The sequence below is a fragment of the Nissabacter sp. SGAir0207 genome, from assembly GCF_005491205.1.
Taxonomy (GTDB): domain Bacteria; phylum Pseudomonadota; class Gammaproteobacteria; order Enterobacterales; family Enterobacteriaceae; genus Chimaeribacter.
In genome coordinates this window covers 3396943-3416342 of the sequence record NZ_CP028035.1, presented here as the reverse complement: position 1 = coordinate 3416342, position 19400 = coordinate 3396943, and the positions used below count along the sequence as shown (strand labels likewise).

At 61.3% G+C, this 19400-nt stretch carries 20 protein-coding genes, 1 other RNA gene and 1 pseudogene; 7 read left to right on the top strand and 15 right to left on the bottom strand.

What is annotated here, in order from left to right; translation table 11 throughout:
* Positions 1-269 precede the first annotated feature (269 nt).
* The 4 genes from C1N62_RS15345 to mtgA all read left to right on the top strand — a co-directional run bounded on the left by C1N62_RS15345 (position 270) and on the right by mtgA (position 5282).
* Complete coding sequence (locus C1N62_RS15345) at positions 270-1205, top strand: TIGR01212 family radical SAM protein (protein ID WP_137764449.1); 936 nt, start codon at positions 270-272, stop codon at positions 1203-1205.
* 79 nt (positions 1206-1284) lie between these two features.
* Entirely contained in the window at positions 1285-3624 is a 2340-nt protein-coding gene (gene arcB / locus C1N62_RS15340) for an aerobic respiration two-component sensor histidine kinase ArcB (protein WP_137764448.1), read from the top strand.
* A 279-nt stretch (positions 3625-3903) separates the two neighbouring features.
* Entirely contained in the window at positions 3904-4551 is a 648-nt protein-coding gene (locus C1N62_RS15335; protein WP_137764447.1) for a hypothetical protein, read from the top strand.
* A gap of 2 nt (positions 4552-4553) precedes the next feature.
* Complete coding sequence (gene mtgA / locus C1N62_RS15330) at positions 4554-5282, top strand: monofunctional biosynthetic peptidoglycan transglycosylase (protein WP_137764446.1); 729 nt, start codon at positions 4554-4556, stop codon at positions 5280-5282.
* Between the two features lie 36 nt (positions 5283-5318).
* On the opposite strand, the gene dolP is transcribed toward mtgA, so the two are convergent.
* The 4 genes from dolP to C1N62_RS15310 form a co-directional block, all read right to left on the bottom strand.
* Complete coding sequence (gene dolP, locus C1N62_RS15325) at positions 5319-5891, bottom strand: division/outer membrane stress-associated lipid-binding lipoprotein (protein ID WP_137764445.1); 573 nt, start codon at positions 5889-5891, stop codon at positions 5319-5321.
* A 9-nt stretch (positions 5892-5900) separates the two neighbouring features.
* Positions 5901-6491 (bottom strand): DnaA initiator-associating protein DiaA, encoded by a 591-nt coding sequence (diaA, locus tag C1N62_RS15320; RefSeq protein WP_137764444.1) that lies wholly within the window; start codon positions 6489-6491, stop codon positions 5901-5903.
* 50 nt (positions 6492-6541) lie between these two features.
* Complete coding sequence (locus C1N62_RS15315) at positions 6542-6904, bottom strand: YraN family protein (protein ID WP_137764443.1); 363 nt, start codon at positions 6902-6904, stop codon at positions 6542-6544.
* 90 nt (positions 6905-6994) lie between these two features.
* Positions 6995-9016 carry a penicillin-binding protein activator gene (locus tag C1N62_RS15310; protein WP_137764442.1) on the bottom strand — a complete coding sequence of 674 codons (2022 nt, stop codon included), beginning with the start codon at positions 9014-9016 and terminating at the stop codon, positions 6995-6997.
* A gap of 61 nt (positions 9017-9077) precedes the next feature.
* Here C1N62_RS15310 and rsmI point away from each other — a divergent pair, with 61 nt between their 5' ends.
* Together rsmI and rnpB are read left to right on the top strand one after the other, a co-directional pair.
* Entirely contained in the window at positions 9078-9962 is an 885-nt protein-coding gene (gene rsmI, locus C1N62_RS15305; protein WP_137764441.1) for a 16S rRNA (cytidine(1402)-2'-O)-methyltransferase, read from the top strand.
* Between the two features lie 10 nt (positions 9963-9972).
* Positions 9973-10351: RNase P RNA component class A (gene rnpB, locus C1N62_RS15300), an RNA gene on the top strand.
* Positions 10352-10487: 136 nt separating this feature from the next.
* Here rnpB and C1N62_RS15295 read toward each other — a convergent pair.
* On the bottom strand, positions 10488-11189 hold the full coding sequence (locus tag C1N62_RS15295; protein WP_137764440.1) for a pirin family protein: 702 nt from the start codon (positions 11187-11189) through the stop codon (positions 10488-10490).
* 107 nt (positions 11190-11296) lie between these two features.
* Between C1N62_RS15295 and C1N62_RS15290 the strand changes: the two genes are divergently transcribed.
* Complete coding sequence (locus tag C1N62_RS15290) at positions 11297-12196, top strand: LysR family transcriptional regulator (protein ID WP_137764439.1); 900 nt, start codon at positions 11297-11299, stop codon at positions 12194-12196.
* 27 nt (positions 12197-12223) lie between these two features.
* Here C1N62_RS15290 and C1N62_RS15285 read toward each other — a convergent pair whose 3' ends face one another.
* The 10 genes and pseudogenes from C1N62_RS15285 to C1N62_RS15240 all read right to left on the bottom strand — a co-directional run bounded on the left by C1N62_RS15285 (position 12224) and on the right by C1N62_RS15240 (position 19294).
* On the bottom strand, positions 12224-13240 hold the full coding sequence (locus C1N62_RS15285) for a glutathione S-transferase family protein (RefSeq protein WP_137764438.1): 1017 nt from the start codon (positions 13238-13240) through the stop codon (positions 12224-12226).
* A 78-nt stretch (positions 13241-13318) separates the two neighbouring features.
* The gene (locus tag C1N62_RS15280; protein ID WP_137765032.1) at positions 13319-13738 is read right to left on the bottom strand and encodes a DoxX family protein; all 420 of its coding nucleotides are present in this window, start codon (positions 13736-13738) and stop codon (positions 13319-13321) included.
* A gap of 210 nt (positions 13739-13948) precedes the next feature.
* Positions 13949-14239: a YqjK-like family protein gene (locus C1N62_RS15275; protein ID WP_137764437.1), complete on the bottom strand. Its 291-nt coding sequence runs from the start codon at positions 14237-14239 to the stop codon at positions 13949-13951.
* Positions 14236-14640, bottom strand: a complete 405-nt coding sequence (locus C1N62_RS15270; protein ID WP_137764436.1) for a phage holin family protein — start codon at positions 14638-14640, stop codon at positions 14236-14238. Before C1N62_RS15270 ends, C1N62_RS15275 begins: the two co-directional genes overlap by 4 nt.
* Positions 14641-14642: 2 nt before the next feature.
* Positions 14643-14948 (bottom strand): YqjD family protein, encoded by a 306-nt coding sequence (locus tag C1N62_RS15265; protein WP_137764435.1) that lies wholly within the window; start codon positions 14946-14948, stop codon positions 14643-14645.
* A gap of 128 nt (positions 14949-15076) precedes the next feature.
* Entirely contained in the window at positions 15077-15448 is a 372-nt protein-coding gene (locus tag C1N62_RS15260; RefSeq protein ID WP_137764434.1) for a DUF1090 domain-containing protein, read from the bottom strand.
* A 183-nt stretch (positions 15449-15631) separates the two neighbouring features.
* Complete coding sequence (gene mzrA, locus C1N62_RS15255) at positions 15632-16018, bottom strand: EnvZ/OmpR regulon moderator MzrA (protein WP_137764433.1); 387 nt, start codon at positions 16016-16018, stop codon at positions 15632-15634.
* Positions 16015-16692, bottom strand: a complete 678-nt coding sequence (locus C1N62_RS15250; protein ID WP_137764432.1) for a DedA family protein — start codon at positions 16690-16692, stop codon at positions 16015-16017. The genes mzrA and C1N62_RS15250 overlap by 4 nt, the downstream gene beginning before the upstream one ends.
* Before the next feature lie 345 nt (positions 16693-17037).
* Positions 17038-17814 carry a transcriptional regulator ExuR gene (gene exuR / locus C1N62_RS15245; RefSeq protein WP_137764431.1) on the bottom strand — a complete coding sequence of 259 codons (777 nt, stop codon included), beginning with the start codon at positions 17812-17814 and terminating at the stop codon, positions 17038-17040.
* Positions 17815-17996: 182 nt separating this feature from the next.
* Positions 17997-19294, bottom strand: a pseudogene (locus tag C1N62_RS15240) (MFS transporter).
* Positions 19295-19400 lie beyond the last annotated feature (106 nt).

Genomic DNA, 19400 nt, shown 5'->3' with positions numbered 1-19400 from the left:
CCATGCTAGGGCGCAACACATTGTCAGGATTATATTCTGTTAAAGTTCTGTTGAATGTAGTTTGTGTCTGTTTTTTATGCTGTCATTTTTCCTCATGATCCGGGCAGGCCGATAAGAATAATTCATCAGCCAAAAGGTGAATTAATTCTCATTTATCCTGAATTTTTATTCTGGGGAAACAGCAGCGGGGCGGGGGTTGATCACGGTCATCATGCAAAAAGCCATTGCGCGCTAGGCTATTGGCTTTTTTCTGAGATAACCACACGATCATGCAGCTGTCACAATTAGTCAATATGTTCGGCCCCCACTTGCAACAGCGCTTCGGCGAAAAAGTGCATAAACTCACGCTGCACGGCGGCTTCACCTGCCCAAACCGCGACGGCACATTAGGGCGCGGGGGCTGCACCTTCTGCAACGTCGCCTCCTTTGCCGATGAGGCCGCCCGCCACCAGAGCATCGCCGCACAGCTGGCCACGCAGGCCGCCAACGTCAACCGCGCGCGCCTCCACCTCGCCTATTTTCAGGCCTACACCAGCACCTACGGCGAGATCGCACGGCTGCGCGACCAGTATGAGCAGGCGCTGCAACAGGCCAGCATTGTCGGGCTGTGCGTCGGCACCCGGCCCGACTGCGTGCCGGAGGCGGTGCTGCACCTGCTGGCTGGCTACCGTGACCGGGGCTATGAGGTGTGGCTGGAGCTGGGGTTGCAGAGCGCCCATGACGCCACGCTGCGGCGTATCAACCGCGGCCATGACTTCGCCTGCTACCGCGAAACGGTGCAGCGCGCCCGCGCATGGGGCATCCCGGTCTGCTGTCACCTGATTGTCGGCCTGCCGGGCGAGACAGAAGCGATGGCGCAACAGAGCCTGCTGCGCGTGGTGGAGGCCGGGGTGGAGGGGCTGAAGCTGCATCCGTTGCACATCGTCACCGGCAGCCGGCTGGAGCGCGCGTGGCAGGCCGGGCGGCTGCCACCCCTGACGCTGGCGGAGTATGTCACCACCGCTGGCGAGATGGTGCGCCACACGCCGCCAGAGGTGATCTTCCACCGCCTGTCGGCCAGCGCGCGCCGCCCGACGCTCTGTGCGCCGCTGTGGTGCGAAAACCGTTGGAGCGCGCTGGTGGAGCTGGATCGCTACCTGCGCCGCGAGGGTGGGCAAGGCTCGGCGCTGGCTGGCAGGGAATCTGCGTACTGCCTCCCAGCCTGAGCATTCCCCGCGGTCGCTGCCGCCCTGCCGCCGCTGATTTGCGGTATGATTTACGCCATGTTGTTTGACTGGAGTGGCTATGAAGCAAATCAGGGCGCTGGCCCAGTATTACGTGGATCTGATGGTGAAACTGGGCCTGATCCGTTTTTCCCTGCTATTGGCATCCGCGCTGGTGGTGCTGGCGATGATCGTCCAGATGGCCGTCACCATGCTGCTGCGCGGCCAGGTGGAGAGCATCGACGTGGTGCGCTCCATCTTCTTCGGCCTGCTGATCACGCCGTGGGCGGTCTACTTCCTCTCGGTGGTGGTGGAGCAGCTGGAGGAGTCGCGCCAGCGGCTCTCGCGGCTGGTGGACAAGCTGGAGGAGATGCGCCACCGCGACCTGGAGCTGAACAACCAGTTGCAGGAGAACATCGCCCAGCTTAATCAGGAGATCGCCGTCCGTATCAAGGCGGAGGAGGCGCGTCTGGCGGTGGTGGACAAGCTGAAACTGGAGATGGCGCACCGTGAGCAGGCGCAGATCGAGCTGAGCCAGCAGTCGGCGCTATTGCGCTCCTTCCTCGACGCCTCGCCCGATCTGGTCTACTACCGTAATGAGGATAAAGAGTTCTCTGGCTGTAACCGGGCGATGGAGCTGTTGACCGGCCGCAGCGAGAAGCAGTTGATTGGCCTGACGCCCTATGACGTCTATACGCCGGACATCGCCGCTAAGGTGGTGGAGACTGACGAGAAGGTATTCCGCCACAACGTCTCGCTCACCTATGAGCAGTGGCTGGTCTACCCGGATGGGCGCAAGGCGTGCTTTGAGCTGCGCAAGGTGCCGTTCTATGACCGCATCGGCAAGCGCCACGGCCTGATGGGCTTTGGCCGCGACATTACCGAGCGCAAGCGCTATCAGGACGCGCTGGAGAACGCCAGCCGCGAGAAGACCACCTTTATCTCCACCATCAGCCATGAGCTGCGTACGCCGCTCAACGGCATTGTCGGCCTCAGCCGTATCCTGTTGGATACCGAGATGAACGAGGAGCAGCGCAACTACCTGAAGACCATTCATGTCAGCGCCATCACCCTCGGCAACATTTTCAACGACATCATCGAGATGGACAAAATCGAACGCCGCAAAGTGCAGTTGGACAACCAACCGGTGGACTTCACTGGCTTCCTGGCCGATCTGGAGAACCTCTCCGGCCTGCTGGTGCAGCCCAAGGGGCTGAAGTTCGTCATGGAGCCGCACCTGCCGCTGCCGCAGAAGGTGGTCACCGACGGCACGCGCCTGCGTCAGATCCTGTGGAACCTGATCGGCAACGCGGTGAAGTTCACCCAGCAGGGGCAGATCGTGGTGCGGGTCTGGCACGAGGGGCAGTCGCGCCTGCGCTTTGAGGTGGAGGACTCCGGCATGGGCATCCCGCAGGATGAGCAGGACAAGATCTTCGCCATGTACTATCAGGTGAAAGACCAGCACGGCGGCAAACCGGCCACCGGCACCGGCATTGGGCTGGCAGTCTCGAAGCGGCTGGCGCAGAGCATGGGCGGCGACATCACCGTGCGTAGCCAGCCGGGGCAGGGCTCCTGCTTCAGCCTGACCATCGCCGCGCCGGCGGTGGAGGAGGAGCCAGCCGCCCAGAAAGAGCGCGATGAGCTGCCGCTGCCAGCGCTGCATGTGCTGCTGGTGGAGGACATTGAGCTAAACGTGGTGGTGGCGCGCTCGGTGCTGGAGAAACTCGGCAACAGCGTGGAGGTGGCGATGAATGGCCACGATGCGCTGGCGATGTTCCGGCCAGACGAGTTCGATCTGGTGCTACTGGACATCCAGCTGCCAGACATGACCGGGCTGGACATCGCGCGCACCCTGCGTGAGCAGTACGTTGACCACGCGCTGCCGCCGCTGGTGGCGCTGACCGCCAACGTGCTCAAGGACAAAAGGGAGTACCTCGACGCCGGGATGGATGACGTGCTGAGCAAGCCGCTCTCTGTGCCAGCGTTGACGGCAATGATCAAACAATTCTGGGATCACCCGCCCCGTCATGCGGGCAAGAAGATGGAGCCAAAGAGTATGCAAACCAACGAATCATTGCTCGACCTACCGATGCTGGAGCAGTACATGGATCTGGTCGGCCCACAGCTGATTCACCAGAGTCTGGAGATGTTCGAACAGATGATGCCGGGCTATCTGGCGGTGCTGGATTCCAACATGACCGCCCGCGACCAGAAGGGGATCGCCGAGGAGGCGCACAAGATCAAGGGTGCGGCTGGCTCCGTGGGGCTGAAGCACTTGCAGCAATTGGCGCAGCAGATCCAGACGCCTTCGCTGCCTGCCTGGTGGGACAACGTGCAGGACTGGGTCGATGAGCTGAAACAGGAGTGGATGCACGATGTGCAGGTGCTGCGTGACTGGGTGACGGAAGCCGAGAAGGAGTAACGGGCGGCGATAGGGGTCATAAAAAAAATGACCCCAGCCTAGGCCGGGGTGCGCGAATACTGCGCCAACACCAGGGAAATCGGTAACCCACGCGATTATTGTCAGAGGGGTTGCGTTATCGCAGGTCTTGGTAATCTTTCACAACAAATTTTTACTGCTTCCTAACAATAGCAAAAGGCTGAGCAGTTGTTAAAGGAATCATTAAAATCTGTGATGTAGATTAGTCTTTATTCATACAAAACTTCAAGCAGTTGTTTTAAGAAATTTCGGAGGCGCGAGATGAAAAGGATTGGCGTGCTGTTCTGTGGAACGCATTTTCTCGATGAAAATGAAAAGTCTGAAGCAATAATTACCCTGAATGCCCTGAAAATAGCGCCGGAGAAAGCCGATTTCCTCTTGTTTATTTTAAATGAAGCCATTGTTAATAAAGGGGATTTTTTGGTTGAAGAAAATAGTGCGCTTTCCGTGGGAAAAACCGTAACTGGACTGACCTCCGACCCCCTAAATGACCCGGCTAAATTTGATCAATTTGAGCTGGATGGGATTATTATTTTGTCAGCTAACAGTGTACCGGTTTACAAGAATGGGCGATTAAATAGCGCAAATTCTACCCAAGAAATTGATAGTGTTGCTGACCAGTTGCAAAAAATACATAAGCAACATAAAACAATTGCCTTTATAGGGAAAAGCGCCTTATGGGCACCCCTACTGATCGGATCGCCAGTACGCATTACCTTGGGGAACGATCCCGACCACGCCGAACTGATTGATGAATTGGGTGGAGAAGCAGTGATATGTCCGGCAGATGACATCGTGGTGGATGAGGAGCAGGGAGTCATTTCCACGCCCGGTTTTCTGGGCGACCAGGATGTTGAAAATGTTTCACATGGAATTCATAAGCTATTAACACGTATTTTAGGTGTGTGATTATGTGGCCGCGAGACCATAAAAAGCAGAGATTATCCTGGTTAGCACTTGTCCGGCGGGCAATTTTTTCCCTGATCGCACTGTGGCTGGGCCTGATTGTAGTGTTTTCTTTTCTACCGGTTCCATTTTCTGCCGTAATGGTTGAGCGCCAGCTCAGCGCGTGGTTCTCCGGCAACACAGACTATGTCGCCCACTCAGATTGGGTGCCGATGGAAGAGATTGCCCCGATGATGGCGCTGGCAGTGATGGCGGCGGAAGACCAGAAGTTCCCGGAGCACTGGGGCTTTGACGTGGCCGCGATCCAGTCGGCGCTTGACCATAACGCCCGTCGCGGCAGCAGTCTGCGCGGCGCGTCCACCCTGTCGCAGCAGACCGCCAAGAACCTGTTGCTGTGGGATGGGCGCAGTTGGCTGCGCAAAGGGCTGGAGGCGGGCCTGACGGGCGGCATTGAGCTTATCTGGACCAAGCGGCGCATCCTGACGGTCTATCTCAACATCATTGAGCTGGGTGATGGCGTGTTTGGCGTTGAGCAGGCCGCCCGCACCTACTTCCACAAACCGGCGAGCCAACTGACGGCCTCCGAGGCGGCGTTGTTGGCGGCGGTACTGCCCAACCCGCACCAGTTCAAGGTAAGCGCCCCCTCCGCCTATGTGCGGCAGCGCCAGCAGTGGATTTTACGCCAGATGCGCCAGATGGGCGGTGAAGGTTTCCTGCGGCAGCATAATTTGTAACGGGGAAAGCGTGGGCGCGGCGCGCCCACGGGGGGATTACTTGACGTAGGTGAAGGCGGTAGTGACGTGCTTGACGCCGCTGACCTGGCTGGCAATCTGGGCCGCGGACTGCCCCTCTTGCGACGTGACCAGACCCAGCAGGAACACCTCGCCGTTCTCGGTGGTCACCTTGACGTTGGAGGATTTCACCGAGTCGCTGGTCAGCAGCTGCGAACGCACTTTGGTGGTGATCCAGGTGTCGGCAGAGGCGGTGCCAAGGCTGACTGGCGTCCCTTGGCGGATCTCGTTGTAGACCTCCTGCGCCCCATCCACGCCCATGGTGATCTGCTTGGCGCGCGCCGCCAGATCGGTGGTCGGGGCCTGGCCGGTGAGCAGCACCTTGCCTTGGTATGCCGTGGCGACGATGCGCGCCTCTTTCTTCAGTTGCTGGTCTTTCGCCAGCGCATTCCCGACACGCGCTTCCAGCGTCTCGTCATCCACTTGCGTACCCACGGTACGGGGGTCAGTGGCGGTCTTGGTGGCGACAGCCGCACTGCCAACCACGACCGCGCCAACGCAGCCTTGCAGCAGCAGGGCAGCGCACAGCGTTGCCAGTAAACGAACCTTCATGGATGCTCCTTAATCGTCCTGGTGGGGAAACAGGGTGTTGTCTATCAGATCGCACAGGCAATTCACGGTGAGCATATGCATCTCCTGAATGCGTGCGCTGCGGTGGGAGGGGATGCGGATCTCCACATCCTGCTGGCCGAGCAGGCCCGCCACCTCACCGCCGTCATAGCCGGTCAGGGCGACGATGGTCATGTCACGGGTCACTGCCGCCTCCACCGCCTTAACGATGTCGCGGCTGTTGCCACGGGTCGAGATGGCCAGCAGCACGTCGCCGGTCTGGCCGAGCGCCCGTACCTGCTTGGCGTAGACCTCATCATGCAGCCGGTCATTGGTGATGGCGGTCAGGACAATGTTGTCGGCGCTCAGGGCGAGGGCTGGCAGGCTGGGGCGCTCCGTCTCATACCGGTTAATCAGGCTGGCGGCAAAGTGCTGGGCATTGGCGGCGGAGGTGCCGTTGCCGCAGCAGAGGATCTTATTGCCGTTCAGCAGCGATTGCACCAGCGTCATGGCGGCGCGGGAGATGGCGTCGGGCAGCGCTTCGGCCGCCGCGATCTGGGTTTGGATGCTTTCGGTAAAGCAGGCTTTGATTCTTTCCAGCACGTCAGTTAATCCAATCAGTAAGTATCCGGCTGGGATCGCCGGTTATGGTGTTATTCCGCCGTGAAGGCATTGGGCAGCCACGCCAGGTGTTCACCGGTGATGGCCACGACGTCAAAGCGGCAGGGCGCGGTATCGAAACTGGCCTGCCGCCCCGCCAGCCAGACGCGGGCAGCATACAACAACCGCTGGCGCTTCTGCCGGGTGATGCTGTCGGCTGCGTCGCCAAAGGCCGCGTTGCGCCGGTAGCGCACCTCCACAAACACCCAGGTGGCATGGTCACGCATGATGAGATCCAGTTCCCCGCCGCGCACGGTGACGTTGGCGGCCTCAAAACGCAGGCCAGCCCGCTCAAGGTGGCGGCGCGCCTGCTGCTCATACTGGGTACCGGTCTTCCGGCTCTCCGTGGCACTCATCGGGCCTCCTGGCAATTGCCGGAGCCGCTATCAATAGCACGTTAGCGGCCCCGGTCACAATGCGATGGGTGAATCGCGTGGCAGGCGGGGTCAGCCCGCCGGCACCAGCGAGCCGCGGCGGTACTGCAACCACGGCAGCTGGCGATGGATGACGCAGTCACTGTTGGCGCTCAGGCCGCCGGTCGTCCCCGCCAGCTGGAAGCCAGGGATGCCGCGCATCTCAGCGAAGTGGTTAGCCAGCGACCAGGCGTCCATGCCCATGGCATAGAGGCGCACCAGCGAGTAGTCGCTCTTGAACTGCGCGCTGGCCTGCTGCATCAGTTGTGGGTTGCTGCCCGCCAGCAGCGGGATGTCGCTGAACTCCAGCCCCTCCATCTCCAGACGGTAGTCCGGGCCAGCCCCAGCCTGATAGCTGCGTGAGCTGGCATAGAGGGCGACGCCGCTGCGTGAGCCGCGTGACATGTCAATCATCGGCTTGATCAGCGTCATCTCATCCTGCGTGGCGATGATGTAAACCGCGTCCACGTTGCCGGACGGCGCGGCCGCGCCAGCGATCTGCGCATCGGTCGGCGGGGCCGGGATGGTGATGCCGCCGATGGTCACGCCTTGCTCGCTCGGGGCAGGCTGCGCTGGCGCGGTGGCTACCGGGGTGCCGGTCAGGCGGATGCCCGCGCCGCCATTGATAGCCTGTTTCAGTTCGGCGCTGGAGCCGAAGCCCTGTTGCAGCACGGTCTGGCCGCCCTGTTTCTGCCACTCGTCGGCAAAGGCTTTGGCGATGCGATCGCCCAGCGTGCCGCGCGGTGCCAGAATCAGCGGCATCTGTTTGTGCTGTGACCAGATATGGCGCGCCGCGTCGCGTGCCTCATCCTCTGGCGAGAGCGCGAAGTAGCAGAGGTTGGGCAGGTTGGTCACCGTCTCCGGCTGGTTGAGCGCCAGAATGTTCAGCGGGGTCTGGGCGGTAGCGAGCTGCTCGACATTGCTCTTGAGCAGCGGGCCGACCACCAGCGTCGCGCCATCCTGCTGCGCCTGTGCCAGCAGGGCTGGCAGCGACTGGCCGTTGGTGTCATACACCTTCACTGAGGCCGCAGGGGCGGCGACCGGTGCCGGGGCAGGCGCGGGTGCGCTTTCTACTGGCGCGGCGGTTTCAGCCGGTGGCGCGGAGGGGCTGACCACCGCATTTGGGTCAGCCGGGGCGGCAGGGGCCGCCTCGGTAGCCGCCGGGGCCGGTGCGGCGGCCGGTGTCGCCTGTAGGCCATTCTGCGCTGCCATAAAGCCCTGCTGGATGGCATCGCCAAACACCTGCGCCTGCCCACTGAGGGGCAGCAGCAGCGCGATGCGTGCGGTAGAGGCTTGCTGGAAGTTCAATACCTGATTCAGCAGCGTTGGCAACGTCTTGGCCGCCGGGTTTTGTGGGTAGCGGGTCTGCCAGTCGCGGATACCGGCCTTCAGCAGATCCGGGTCTTGCTTGTTGTCCTGATAGAGGCGCAACAGATCCAGCCAGCCCTGCAACACGTTCTCGTCGGCGTTGATTACCAGCGAGTTGAACGCCTGCGGCGGCAGTTGCACCAGCGCCATCCAGGTCTGGTCGATGTTGTCCTGATGCGCCTGACCGGTCAGCAGCGGCTCCTGCGCGATATAGGCGCGGATCAGCGGCAGGCCCGGCTGGTTGCGGTTGGCGCCAATCAGCGCCTGATAGTAGCGCGCCTGCTGGTTGGCCGACAGGCCCTTGGGATTGAGGGTACCGAGCGTGGTGGCCGCGGTGGCCGCATCGCCCTGCGCCAGTTGCAGTTCGCCGGTCAGCAGTTGCTGCTCCTGACGTTGCACATCACTGAGGGAGGCGGGCAGGCTGCCGAGCTGGGCCGCCGCCTGCGGGAGCTTCTTCTCATTCAGCAGGGCACGAATGGCAAGTAATTGCCAGTCAGCCTTGTTATCATCGCTGCTTTGCTGCATCTGTTGCAGGTAGTAGTCAGAACTGGCGGTGGCCGCGTCCTGGATATTGACGGGTGGGGTGGTTTGGGGCGCCTGCATTTGACAGCCCGCCGCGATCAGGGCTGCCAACAGAACAGGCACAAAGCGCCCTTTGCGGGGACGAACGACATGAGAGAAAAGCATGCTGTATCCAGTGATGTTTTTTCAAGATGCTCAATATTAAATCGGCATTCCGGACTAAACAATGAATCAACACGATCAGGCAGTGATTTCTGCCTCAACGCTTTATGTGGTGCCCACCCCGATCGGCAATCTGGGTGACATTACCCAGCGCGCCCTGGCCGTGCTTCAGGGGGTGGATCTGGTGGCTGCCGAGGATACGCGCCATACGGGCCTGCTGTTACAACATTTTGCAATAAATGCGCGGCTCTTCGCACTTCATGACCACAATGAGCAGCAGAAGGCTGAATTGTTGCTGGCGAAATTGCAGGAGGGCCAGAGCATTGCGCTGGTCTCCGACGCTGGCACGCCGCTGATCAACGACCCCGGCTACCATCTGGTGCGCCGCTGCCGCGAGGCTGGCATCCGCGTGGTGCCGCTGCCGGGTGCCTGTGCGGCGATTGCCGCGCTCTCCGCCGCTGGCCTGCCCTCTGACCGCTTCTGCTACGAGGGCTTCCTGCCCGCCAAGACCAAGGGGCGCAAAGACGCGCTTCAGGCGCTGGTGGAGGAGCCACGCACGCTGATCTTCTATGAGTCCACCCACCGCCTGATTGACAGCCTGACCGACATGGTCACGGTGCTGGGCGCGGATCGCTATGTGGTGCTGGCGCGTGAGATCACCAAGACCTGGGAGTCGATCCACGGCGCGCCGGTGGCGGAGCTGCTGGCGTGGGTGCAGGCGGATGAGAACCGCCGCAAGGGCGAGATGGTGCTGATCGTCGAGGGCCACAAGGCCGATGAGGAGGCGCTGCCAGCCGAGGCACTGCGCACGCTGGCGCTGTTGCAGAAGGAGCTGCCGCTGAAAAAAGCCGCGGCGCTGGCGGCCGAGATCCACGGCGTGAAGAAAAATTCCCTCTATCGCCATGCGTTGGCGCAACAAGAGGGTGACATTCAGGACGAAACCGCCTAATATGCGCGCCGGAGTTGACCAGACAGTCGCCGCTTCACTGCCGTCCTTTTCGGAGGAGACAGGTGGAGGGGAGGAAAGTCCGGGCTCCATAGGGCAGGGTGCCAGGTAACGCCTGGGAGGCGTAAGCCTACGACAAGTGCAACAGAGAGCAAACCGCCGATGGCCTGCGCAAGCGGGATCAGGTAAGGGTGAAAGGGTGCGGTAAGAGCGCACCGCGCGGCTGGCAACAGACCGTGGCACGGTAAACTCCACCCGGAGCAAGGCCAAATAGGGGTTCGCATGGTACGGCCCGTACTGAACCCGGGTAGGCTGCTTGAGCCAGTGAGCGATTGCTGGCCTAGACGAATGACTGTCCACGACAGAACCCGGCTTACCGGTCAACTCCACTCCATATAGAAAAGCCCGGATCAGGAAACTGATCCGGGCTTTTTGCTTATCAGGCACGGCTCAGGCGCCCTTTTTTGGTGTTGCTGTGTGTAGGGTCGTGCAATCGCCCGCTGCCGTGGTCGCAGCCGGCAAAACCGGTTATTCCGCCAGATCAATCAGCAGCGCGCGCAGCGGACTGTCTGCCACAATCGTCAGCTCTGGCTCCTCACAGATAAAGGCCCCGTCGCCGCAGGCCAGCCGCTGTCGCGCCTGCCCATCATGGCCAATGGCCTGCACCTCGCCGTGGATCGACTGCAAGTAGGCGCGTGGGCCATGCAGGCGCAGGGTGTGGCGCTCACCGGCCGCCAGGTCAATGTGGTGCACCCACGCCTGCTGGCGCAGTTGCAGGCTGCCCTGCGCGCCATCCGGCGACGCCAACAACTGGCAGGGGCGATGACGCAGCGTCAGCTGTTGCGCCGCGTCATTGACGCGCGCCGGGCAAGCGTCCAGCCAGAGCTGCATCCGCGTCAGCGGCCGGGTACCGGGATTCTGCTCGCTGTAGGTGATGCCCGGCTGGGCCGACAGCAGCAGCACCTCGCCAGCCTTGGCGCGCAGACAGTTGCCGAGGCTGTCGCGGTACTCCGCCTCGCCCTGCAAGATAACATTCAGCACATCCACCCGTGGGTAGCCGCGTGGTTGCAGGCCCGCGCCGGGTGCCAGCACCTCCTGATTCAGGACGCGCAGCGAGGCATAGCCCATCAGCGAGGGATCAAAATAGTGGCCGAAAGAGAAGGTGTAGCGGGCTTTGAGCCAGCCAAAGTCCGCTTTCCCGCACTGTTTGGCTGTTCTGCAAGTAATCATGACGTTTGGCTCGCGTTATTCGATAGCTAAATGGTAAGCGTCTGGACGGCGGATTGTTAGCCAGTTAATCTGGTGGGTATATTCAAAAATCCTGACAGAGAACCACCATGGCCAAAGACCGGGCGTTGACGCTAGAAGCGTTGAGAGTAATGGATGCAATAGACCGCCGCGGCAGTTTCGCCGCCGCCGCTGATGAGCTGGGGCGCGTGCCGTCGGCGTTGAGCTATACCATGCAGAAGTTGGAGGAGGAGCTGGACGTGGTGCTGTTTGACCGCTCAGGCCACCGCACCAAATTCACCAATGTCGGGCGGATGCTGCTGGAGCGCGGCCGGGTGCTGCTGGAGGCGGCGGACAAACTGACCACCGATGCCGAGGCGCTGGCGCGCGGCTGGGAGACGCACCTGACGGTGGTGTGCGAGGCGCTCTCGCCCGCTACCCAACTCTTCCCGCTGGTGGAGCGGCTGGCGCAGAAGGCCAATACCCAGGTGTCGCTGCTGACCGAAGTGCTGGCCGGGGCGTGGGAGCGGCTGGAGCAGGGGCGCGCCGACATCGTTATCGCGCCGGACATGCACTTCCGCTCCTCATCCGAGATCAACAGCCGCAAGCTCTATACGCTGATGAGCGTCTACGTCGCGGCGCCCGACCACCCGATCCATCAGGAGCCGGAGCCGCTGTCAGAGATCACCCGCGTCAAGTACCGCGGCATTGCGGTGGCGGACACCGCCCGCGAGCGGCCGGTGCTGACGGTGCAGCTGCTGGACAAACAGCAGCGCCTGACGGTCTCCACCATTGGCGAAAAGCGTCAGGCACTGATTGATGGCCTTGGCGTCGCCACCATGCCCTACCCGATGGTTGAGCAGGATATCGCTGCCGGCCGGCTGCGGGTGGTGAGCGCCGAGTACAACCGCGAGACCGACATCATCATGGCCTGGCGGCGTGACAGCATGGGTGAGGCGAAAGCCTGGATGCTGCGCGAAATCCCCAAGCTGTTCAGCCACCTGCAATAATCCCCGCTGGCCAGCCGCCCCGGCTGGCTACAGGTTCTCTTCCTCTTCATGCTCCTCGCTGCCGAAGCGCTGGTCGCGCCCGTGCTCGGCCAGTAGATCGCCCTGCGGCCCGATGGAGATGATGCCGCTCGGGTTGATGGTCTTGTGGCTGCGGTAGTAGTGGTGGCGGATGTGGTCGAGGTTGACCGTCTCCTCAATGCCCGGCAGCTGGTAGATATCACGCAGGAAACCATGCAGGTTCGGGAAGTCGCTCAGGCGGTGGCGGTCACACTTGAAGTGGGTGACGTAGACCGGGTCGAAGCGCACCAGCGTCGTCCACAGGCGCAGATCGGCCTCGGTCAACTGGTTGCCGGTCAGGTAGCGCTTGAAGCTGAGGATCTGCTCCAGCCGCTCCAGCGCCTCAAACACGCCCGCGACCTCGGTGTCATAGGCCTCCTGGCTGGTGGCAAAGCCGGACTTGTAGACGCCATTGTTCACCTTGTCATAGATCCAGGCGTTGAGATCGTCGATCTCATTGCGCAGCGCCACTGGGTAGTAGTCACCGGCGCGCGCGCCCACCGCGTCAAAGGCGCTGTTGAACATGCGGATGATGTCGGCGGACTCATTGCTGACGATGGTCTGCTGCTGCTTGTCCCACAAAACCGGCACCGTCACGCGGCCGGTGTAGTCAGGCTGCGCCTTCAGGTATAGCTCGTAGAGGTAGTTGAACTGGTAGAGATCGTCACCGGTGGCGGCGGGGAAGTCATCGCCGAAAGTCCAGCCATTCTCCAGCATCAGCGGGTGCACCACGGAAACTGGGATCAGCGTCTCCAGCCCCTTCAGCTTGCGCATCAGCAGGGTGCGGTGCGCCCACGGGCAGGCCAGCGAGACGTAGAGGTGGTAGCGATCCGGCTCGGCGCGGAAGCCGCCGCGGCCATGCTCACCCGGCTCGCCATCCGGCGTCACCCAGTTGCGGAATTGCGAGGCGGAGCGCTTGAAGTGGCCGCCGGTCGATTTGGTGTCATACCAGGTGTCCTGCCAGACGCCGTCAACGAGCTGTCCCATGGGTATCTCCTTACGTGGCTAAAAAAAGAGGGGCGGGTGCTGACTGCGCCCGCCCCCTGATAGGGTAAGTGTAGTGAATTACGCGCGGCTTACCGAGCCGGAAAACAGGCCGCGTTTTTTCAGCAGCGCATCCAGACTGAAGCCACCGGCACCGACCACGCTCAGCACCAGGAAACCGCCGGCGATGGAGAGGTTCTTCATGAACATCATCTGGTTCATCTCATCGGCGAAGTTGCTGTGGAACAGCAGCGCCGTCAGCACGGTAAAGATGGCGGTGATGAAGGCCGTGGTACGGGTCAGGAAGCCAAACAGGATGGCCAGGCCGCCGCCGAACTCCAGCAGGATGGTAAGCGGCAGCATGAAACCGGGCACGCCCATGCTCTCCATATATTGCTGGGTCGCGCCGTAGGCACCGATTTTGCCGTAGCCAGCGGTAATGAACAGGATCGGCATCAGGATGCGTGCAACCAGCAGGCCAGTATCTTCTAATTTCTTCATCATCTTATCCTCAGTCATTTTGCTGGTTCGCCCTGGCGGCCAGCCGATTTTTTTTGCCCCAGCCCGCGAATGGCGCGCTGTGTGGCGGTGTGTGTGGTCGATGGAGAGGAGTGTAGGGGAGTCAGGAAAAAGAAGTAAGCTGATAAAATTGCCGTAAAAACTCAAAAAAATTGAACAAGTGTTGGCAGGGAAAAAAACGGTAGCGCCGGGCTACCGTGGGGAGAGGGTATTGCGAACCAGCTTGACGGTGCCCCAGATGCCAAGGCCACGGCGCACCAGCCGCACCACTTTGTTGGGGTGGCGTACCGTGTAGACCGCCATCAGGCTCGAACCAATGGCGAGGTACTTCTTCATGCCCATCAGCTTGATCCAGCCGCGGTCATAGGGCGCGGTCACCTCCAGCCACTGTTCGCAGCCGACGGTGAGATCCATGCGCTGCTGCTGGATCAGCGCCAGCAGGCGCTGCTTCTCACGTTCGCGTTCCAGTTGGGGACGGCTCATGGGATCTTCTTCTCCAGCATGGCGCGGTCAATCTGCAACTGCCGCCGGGTGGCCCCCAGCAGGGTGGAGCGCTTGGCTTTTACCAGCGTCCAGATGGCCAAACCACCGCCCAGTACCAGCAGTGCCGCCGTGGCGATCCAGAGCGCGGTCTGGCGATAGTCCGGGTCAATCGCCCAGAAGATCAGCACCAGCAGGCTCACCAGCCCGAAGACCAGTAGGATCAGGGAGATACCGGTCATCAGCAGCAGTTGAACCAGATTGGATTTCTCCTCCTCCAGCTCTACCACCGCCAGCTTCACCCGGGTTTCGATCAGGCCGACCAGGGTGGTGGTGACACGGTGCGCAACATCCAGGACCCCTTTCGCGGGGCCCTGGGATTCAGGTTTCTGATAATCCGCCATAGTTATCGACGCGAAATCAGGACGCCGACAATCACGCCGACGGCGGCGCCGATGCCAATGCCTTTCCACGGGTTCTTGTGGACGTAGGTATCAGCCTGGCTGGCAATCTCTTTGGTCTGGTGGGCCAGACGGTCACCGGTGTCGCTCAGGCGCACGCGGGTATCCTTCAGCGCACCTTCCGCCTTGCTGCGTAGACGATCCCACTCCGCCAGTGGCTTCTCGGAGGAGGAGCGCAGCACATCTTCCAGGGTGTCTGCCAGCGACTTGAGTTCGGCACGTAAATTTTCCGTGGTGTAATCTTTTGCCATCGGTAACTCCTTCGTTTACAGGACGGTATGAACATAGAGATGGCCGTGGGCGCGCCAATCCACAGGGCCTGACAGACAGGCCGCCGCGGCGTTGAAGAGGGGACGAAAGGGGGCTCAGGTCCCTCCGGCTACTCCCCGGCGGCGCGCAGCTCAGCGATCGCCTCTTCCAGTTTTTTCTGGCGCACGGCGATCTTGTCCTTATCGCCGCTGGCCTGTGCTTCCCTTAAATCTTGTTGCCGTTCCGCCACTTCCTGCTCGTACTCACGCACCTTGCGCTGTTTGTCCGCCTCCAGCGTCTGGGCGGTGCAGTTGGCTTTCACCTGCGTCAGCGCCTTCATCAGGCCGGAGACGCGCTCGGTTTGCCCCTGCTGGCGCGCCTGCGCCAGCTGCTGCTCGATCGCCTGTGCCTTGCTGTCGCAGGTCTCGTTGATCGCCGCGGCGCAACTGCCCGCCAGCAGCGGCAGGGTAAGGAGCAGAGCCAGTGAAGTGCGAAACGTCATGATCCGGTTTCCTTCTCAGGGTAGCGGCACGTTGCCGCCGGGGGCGGATACAGGGTTTACCGCCACACTGGTAAGCATAGACCTGAAATTCGCATCCCCCCAAAAAAACAGGCTTTTTCGGAAAAGTTTTGTGCAGGCGGGCAAAAAAAACGCGCCGGGCGGCGCGTAATGGGAGGGGGGAAGCTAGCCGATCCGCAAGTGATCGAGGGCCAGCTTTTTGACCCAGGCCTGCTCGGCGGCCACGGCGCGCAGCCCGACCGTGTAGCCCTGCGGCAAAATCAACGACAGCGCCTCACGCGCCTGCTGCTGCTGTTGCGGCGAGGCGAGGCGGATGATCAGCGTGTCATTCTCCGGCGTGATGCTCTTGATGCGAATGCCGCGCTGGTCAAGGGTCTGGTAGACGAAGAAGCCGTCCGGCAGCGTCTGGCCGCGCCGCTCGGGGCGAATGGTCAGGGCGCTCTCCTGGCTGGCACCGCGCGGCAGCGCCAGCAGCCCCAGCACGGCAAAGGCCAGCATCAGGCCAGCCAGCCACCGCCAGCGCAGGGCGGAAGAGGGGAGAAAGCGTTTCATAGGGGATTTCCTTTATCCGCACTGCCCTGCTTTTTGCGCCACAGCACCACCAGCGAGCCAATCAGGCCCAGCACCAGCAGCACTAGCGGCAGCATCATCAGGCAGAACATCAATTGATCTTCATATTGTAAAAACAGCGGCGTCCGGCCAAGGATAAAGCCGAGCGTGGTGAGGATCACCACCCACAGGAAGCCGCTCACCCAGTTGAAGAACTGGAAACGGCTGTTGCTGAGGCCAGAGAGGCCGGCGATGGTCGGCAACAGGGTGCGGACAAAGGCCAAAAAGCGGCCCACCAGCAGTGCGGAGAGGCCGTGGCGGTGGAACAGGTTGTGCGCCCGCTGGTGGTAGTGGGCGGGCAGGTGCGCCAGCCAGCTCTGCACCAGCCGGGTGTTGCCAAGCCAGCGCCCCTGGATGTAGCTCAGCCAGCAGCCCAGACTGGCGGCGGAGGTGAGCACCAGTAGCGTCAGCGGGAAGTCCATGGTGCCTTTGGCGATCAGCACCCCCACCAGAATCAGCAGGCTGTCGCCCGGCAGGAAAGCCGCGGGCAACAGGCCATTCTCCAGAAAAAGGATCAAAAACAGCAAAATGTAGATTGCCCATACCAGGGTCGGATCGGCAAGTAACTCAAAATTTTGGTGCCAGAGGGCATGCAGCAGCTCTTTGATGATATCCATGCGTTGGTTCCGGAAACTCTATTTATTACTGTCAGCCCGGGAGGCGCAGCACATCCTGTCCTGCATTGATGGCCAGCTCAATATGGGGGAAGCGGGGAGCCAGCCACAGGGCGATGTTTCCCGAGATTATTCTGCAACTTACCGTTATCGGCCTCATCAACAGCAAAATCGGGTAAAAAAAGTGGTCTAACTGTAACAAAAACCGTCAGAGCGAGACAGCGGTAATGAGGATTGATCGGACAGGTTTACATTCCATTGTATTAACCGATCGAAAAGGCGGGGCGGATTTACACATCTTGACATAACTGGCAAAAAAACCGGCCAGTGGCCGGTTTTCAGGGGAGGTTATTTCGGCAGGCCGAGGTGGCTCTCAAGGTGCACCACCGGATTTTCGGTAAACAGGTAGCGGTCAACGTTGAACTCAAAGTCATCGGTGGTGGCGTGGAACAGCATCTGCTTGGTGTTCTCCAGGTGCTGCCACATCGCCAGCTTGGCCCCGTGCGGATCTTTGCGCACCAGTGCCTTCAGGATCTGGTCATGATCCTCGCACCAGCTCTCGATCGACTTGTCATCGATGTGCTCATGCAGCTTCAGCCAGTAGGGGTTCTGCACGCGCTGGCTCCACATCTTCTCGACGATGGTCGCCATCGCGCCATTCTGGGTGGCGAGCGCCACCTGCACATGGAATTTCAAATCCCACTGCGAATCGCGGAAACGATCCTCCTGGCGGGCGTGCTCCTGAATCTCCATCAGCCGTACGATGTCCTGCTTGGTCACCTGGGTGGCGGCGAACTCGGCGATGTTGCTCTCAATCAATTGGCGCGCCTGCAACAGCTCAAACGGGCCGACGCTGGCGAACTCCAGGTCGCTGCTTGGCGTCACCAGATGGCGCTGCTGGTTGGAGACCACATGGATGCCGGAGCCTTTGCGCACCTCCACATACCCCTCCACCTCCAGCATGATGATCGCCTCGCGCACCACGGTGCGGCTGACATTCATCTCCTCGGCGATATAGCGCTCCGCCGGCAGCTTATCGCCCACCGGGTAGAGGCCGGACTCGATGCGCTGTTTAAACTCTGCGGCCAGTTGTTGATAAAGCCGACGCGATTCGGTGATTTCCATGGCAGTGCTCTTGGGTCAGGAGTGGAGTAGGTTTCGGTGCGTGATAGTACCACAGGTTATCAGGCGTTCCGGCGCGGTAACTTGTTATACCACTTTACTATAGCCCAGCGGCTTGGCCCAGCCTATGACCTGCGGTCATAAAAGTGCAAAAAACCCGGCCTTGGCCGGGTAGGGAAGCATCATCACGCCTTGGCAGTGACCGGCAGCTCGCTGACCGGCGCGGGCGGCTGGGCCGGGCGGTTTTGCAGCACTGTCCAGATCAGCACCGCGCCCAGCAGGTCAAACACCGCCAGCGCGGCGAACAGCGGGCTGAAGCCGAGGGTGTCGGCCAGCGCGCCCACCACCAGCGCAAACAGGGTACTGGCTGTCCATGCTGCCATGCCAGTCAGGCCGTTGGCCGTCGCCACCTCGTTGCGGCCAAACACATCCGAGGAGAGGGTGATCAGCGAGCCGGAGAGCGCCTGATGGGCGAAGCCGCCGACGCACAGCAGCGCGATCGCCGCGTAGGGGCTGGTGAACAGGCCAATGGTGCCGGGGCCAATCATCAGCACCGCGCCCATCGTCACCACCATTTTGCGCGAGACGATCAGGTTAACGCCAAACACCCGCTGGAACAGCGGCGGCAGGTAGCCGCCAACGATGCAGCCGAGATCGGCGAACAGCATCGGCAGCCAGGCGAACATGGCGATCTCTTTCAGGTTGAAGCCGTAGGCCTTGAACATAAACAGCGGGATCCAGGCGTTGAAGGTGCCCCATGCCGGTTCGGCCAAAAAGCGCGGCAGCGCGATGCCCAGAACTGGCGGTTTTGCACGATTTGCCAGGCGCTCATCTTCTTGCCGTTGGTGGTCTGGTGGTGCGCCTCCTGCCCATCGAGGATGTAGGTACGCTCCTCCGCGCTCAGCTTTTTCTGGTCTTTCGGATGCTTATAGAAGATGAGCCAGCAGATTGCCCAGATCAGGCTCAGCACGCCGGTGATGATAAATGCCATCTCCCAGCTGTGGGCGACAATCGCCCACACCACCAGCGGCGGGGCGATCATCGCGCCGATGGAGGAGCCGACGTTGAAGTAGCCGACGGCAATCGAGCGCTCCTTGGCCGGGAACCACTCGCTGCTGGCCTTTAGGCCGGCCGGGATCATTGCCGCCTCAGCCATGCCGACCGCGCCGCGCGCCAGCGCCAGTCCGCCCCAGCTATTCGCCAGCGCGGTGCACATGCAGAACACCGCCCACAGCACAGCGAACATGGCGTAGCCGACCTTGGTGCCGAGGATATCCAGAATATAGCCGGCCACCGGCTGCATGACGGTATAGCAGGCGGAGTAGGCCGCCACGATGTAGGAGTACTGCTGCGTGGTGATGTGCAGCGTGTCCTCCAGGGTTGGTGCGGCAACGGCGATGGCATTGCGCGTCAGGTAACCGAGCACGGTGCCGATGGTCACCAGTGCGATCATGTACCAGCGCAGCCCTTTGATCTTACGCATATAACACACTCCCAGTCTCTGTTAGGCGATGGGTGCCGCGACCGCGGCCCCGGACACAGCGACCGTGGCCGCTGGCGCTTCGTATTATTGTGTTGAGAGGGCCAGT

Coding starts and splice junctions, on each gene's coding strand:
- C1N62_RS15345 (WP_137764449.1), top strand. CDS start 270: ATGCAGCTGTCACAATTAGTCAATATGTTCGGCCCCCACTTGCAACAG.
- arcB (WP_137764448.1), top strand. CDS start 1,285: ATGAAGCAAATCAGGGCGCTGGCCCAGTATTACGTGGATCTGATGGTG.
- C1N62_RS15335 (WP_137764447.1), top strand. CDS start 3,904: ATGAAAAGGATTGGCGTGCTGTTCTGTGGAACGCATTTTCTCGATGAA.
- mtgA (WP_137764446.1), top strand. CDS start 4,554: ATGTGGCCGCGAGACCATAAAAAGCAGAGATTATCCTGGTTAGCACTT.
- dolP (WP_137764445.1), bottom strand. CDS start 5,891: ATGAAGGTTCGTTTACTGGCAACGCTGTGCGCTGCCCTGCTGCTGCAA.
- C1N62_RS15315 (WP_137764443.1), bottom strand. CDS start 6,904: ATGAGTGCCACGGAGAGCCGGAAGACCGGTACCCAGTATGAGCAGCAG.
- C1N62_RS15310 (WP_137764442.1), bottom strand. CDS start 9,016: ATGCTTTTCTCTCATGTCGTTCGTCCCCGCAAAGGGCGCTTTGTGCCT.
- rsmI (WP_137764441.1), top strand. CDS start 9,078: ATGAATCAACACGATCAGGCAGTGATTTCTGCCTCAACGCTTTATGTG.
- C1N62_RS15295 (WP_137764440.1), bottom strand. CDS start 11,189: ATGATTACTTGCAGAACAGCCAAACAGTGCGGGAAAGCGGACTTTGGC.
- C1N62_RS15290 (WP_137764439.1), top strand. CDS start 11,297: ATGGCCAAAGACCGGGCGTTGACGCTAGAAGCGTTGAGAGTAATGGAT.
- C1N62_RS15285 (WP_137764438.1), bottom strand. CDS start 13,240: ATGGGACAGCTCGTTGACGGCGTCTGGCAGGACACCTGGTATGACACC.
- C1N62_RS15280 (WP_137765032.1), bottom strand. CDS start 13,738: ATGAAGAAATTAGAAGATACTGGCCTGCTGGTTGCACGCATCCTGATG.
- C1N62_RS15275 (WP_137764437.1), bottom strand. CDS start 14,239: ATGAGCCGTCCCCAACTGGAACGCGAACGTGAGAAGCAGCGCCTGCTG.
- C1N62_RS15270 (WP_137764436.1), bottom strand. CDS start 14,640: ATGGCGGATTATCAGAAACCTGAATCCCAGGGCCCCGCGAAAGGGGTC.
- C1N62_RS15265 (WP_137764435.1), bottom strand. CDS start 14,948: ATGGCAAAAGATTACACCACGGAAAATTTACGTGCCGAACTCAAGTCG.
- C1N62_RS15260 (WP_137764434.1), bottom strand. CDS start 15,448: ATGACGTTTCGCACTTCACTGGCTCTGCTCCTTACCCTGCCGCTGCTG.
- mzrA (WP_137764433.1), bottom strand. CDS start 16,018: ATGAAACGCTTTCTCCCCTCTTCCGCCCTGCGCTGGCGGTGGCTGGCT.
- C1N62_RS15250 (WP_137764432.1), bottom strand. CDS start 16,692: ATGGATATCATCAAAGAGCTGCTGCATGCCCTCTGGCACCAAAATTTT.
- exuR (WP_137764431.1), bottom strand. CDS start 17,814: ATGGAAATCACCGAATCGCGTCGGCTTTATCAACAACTGGCCGCAGAG.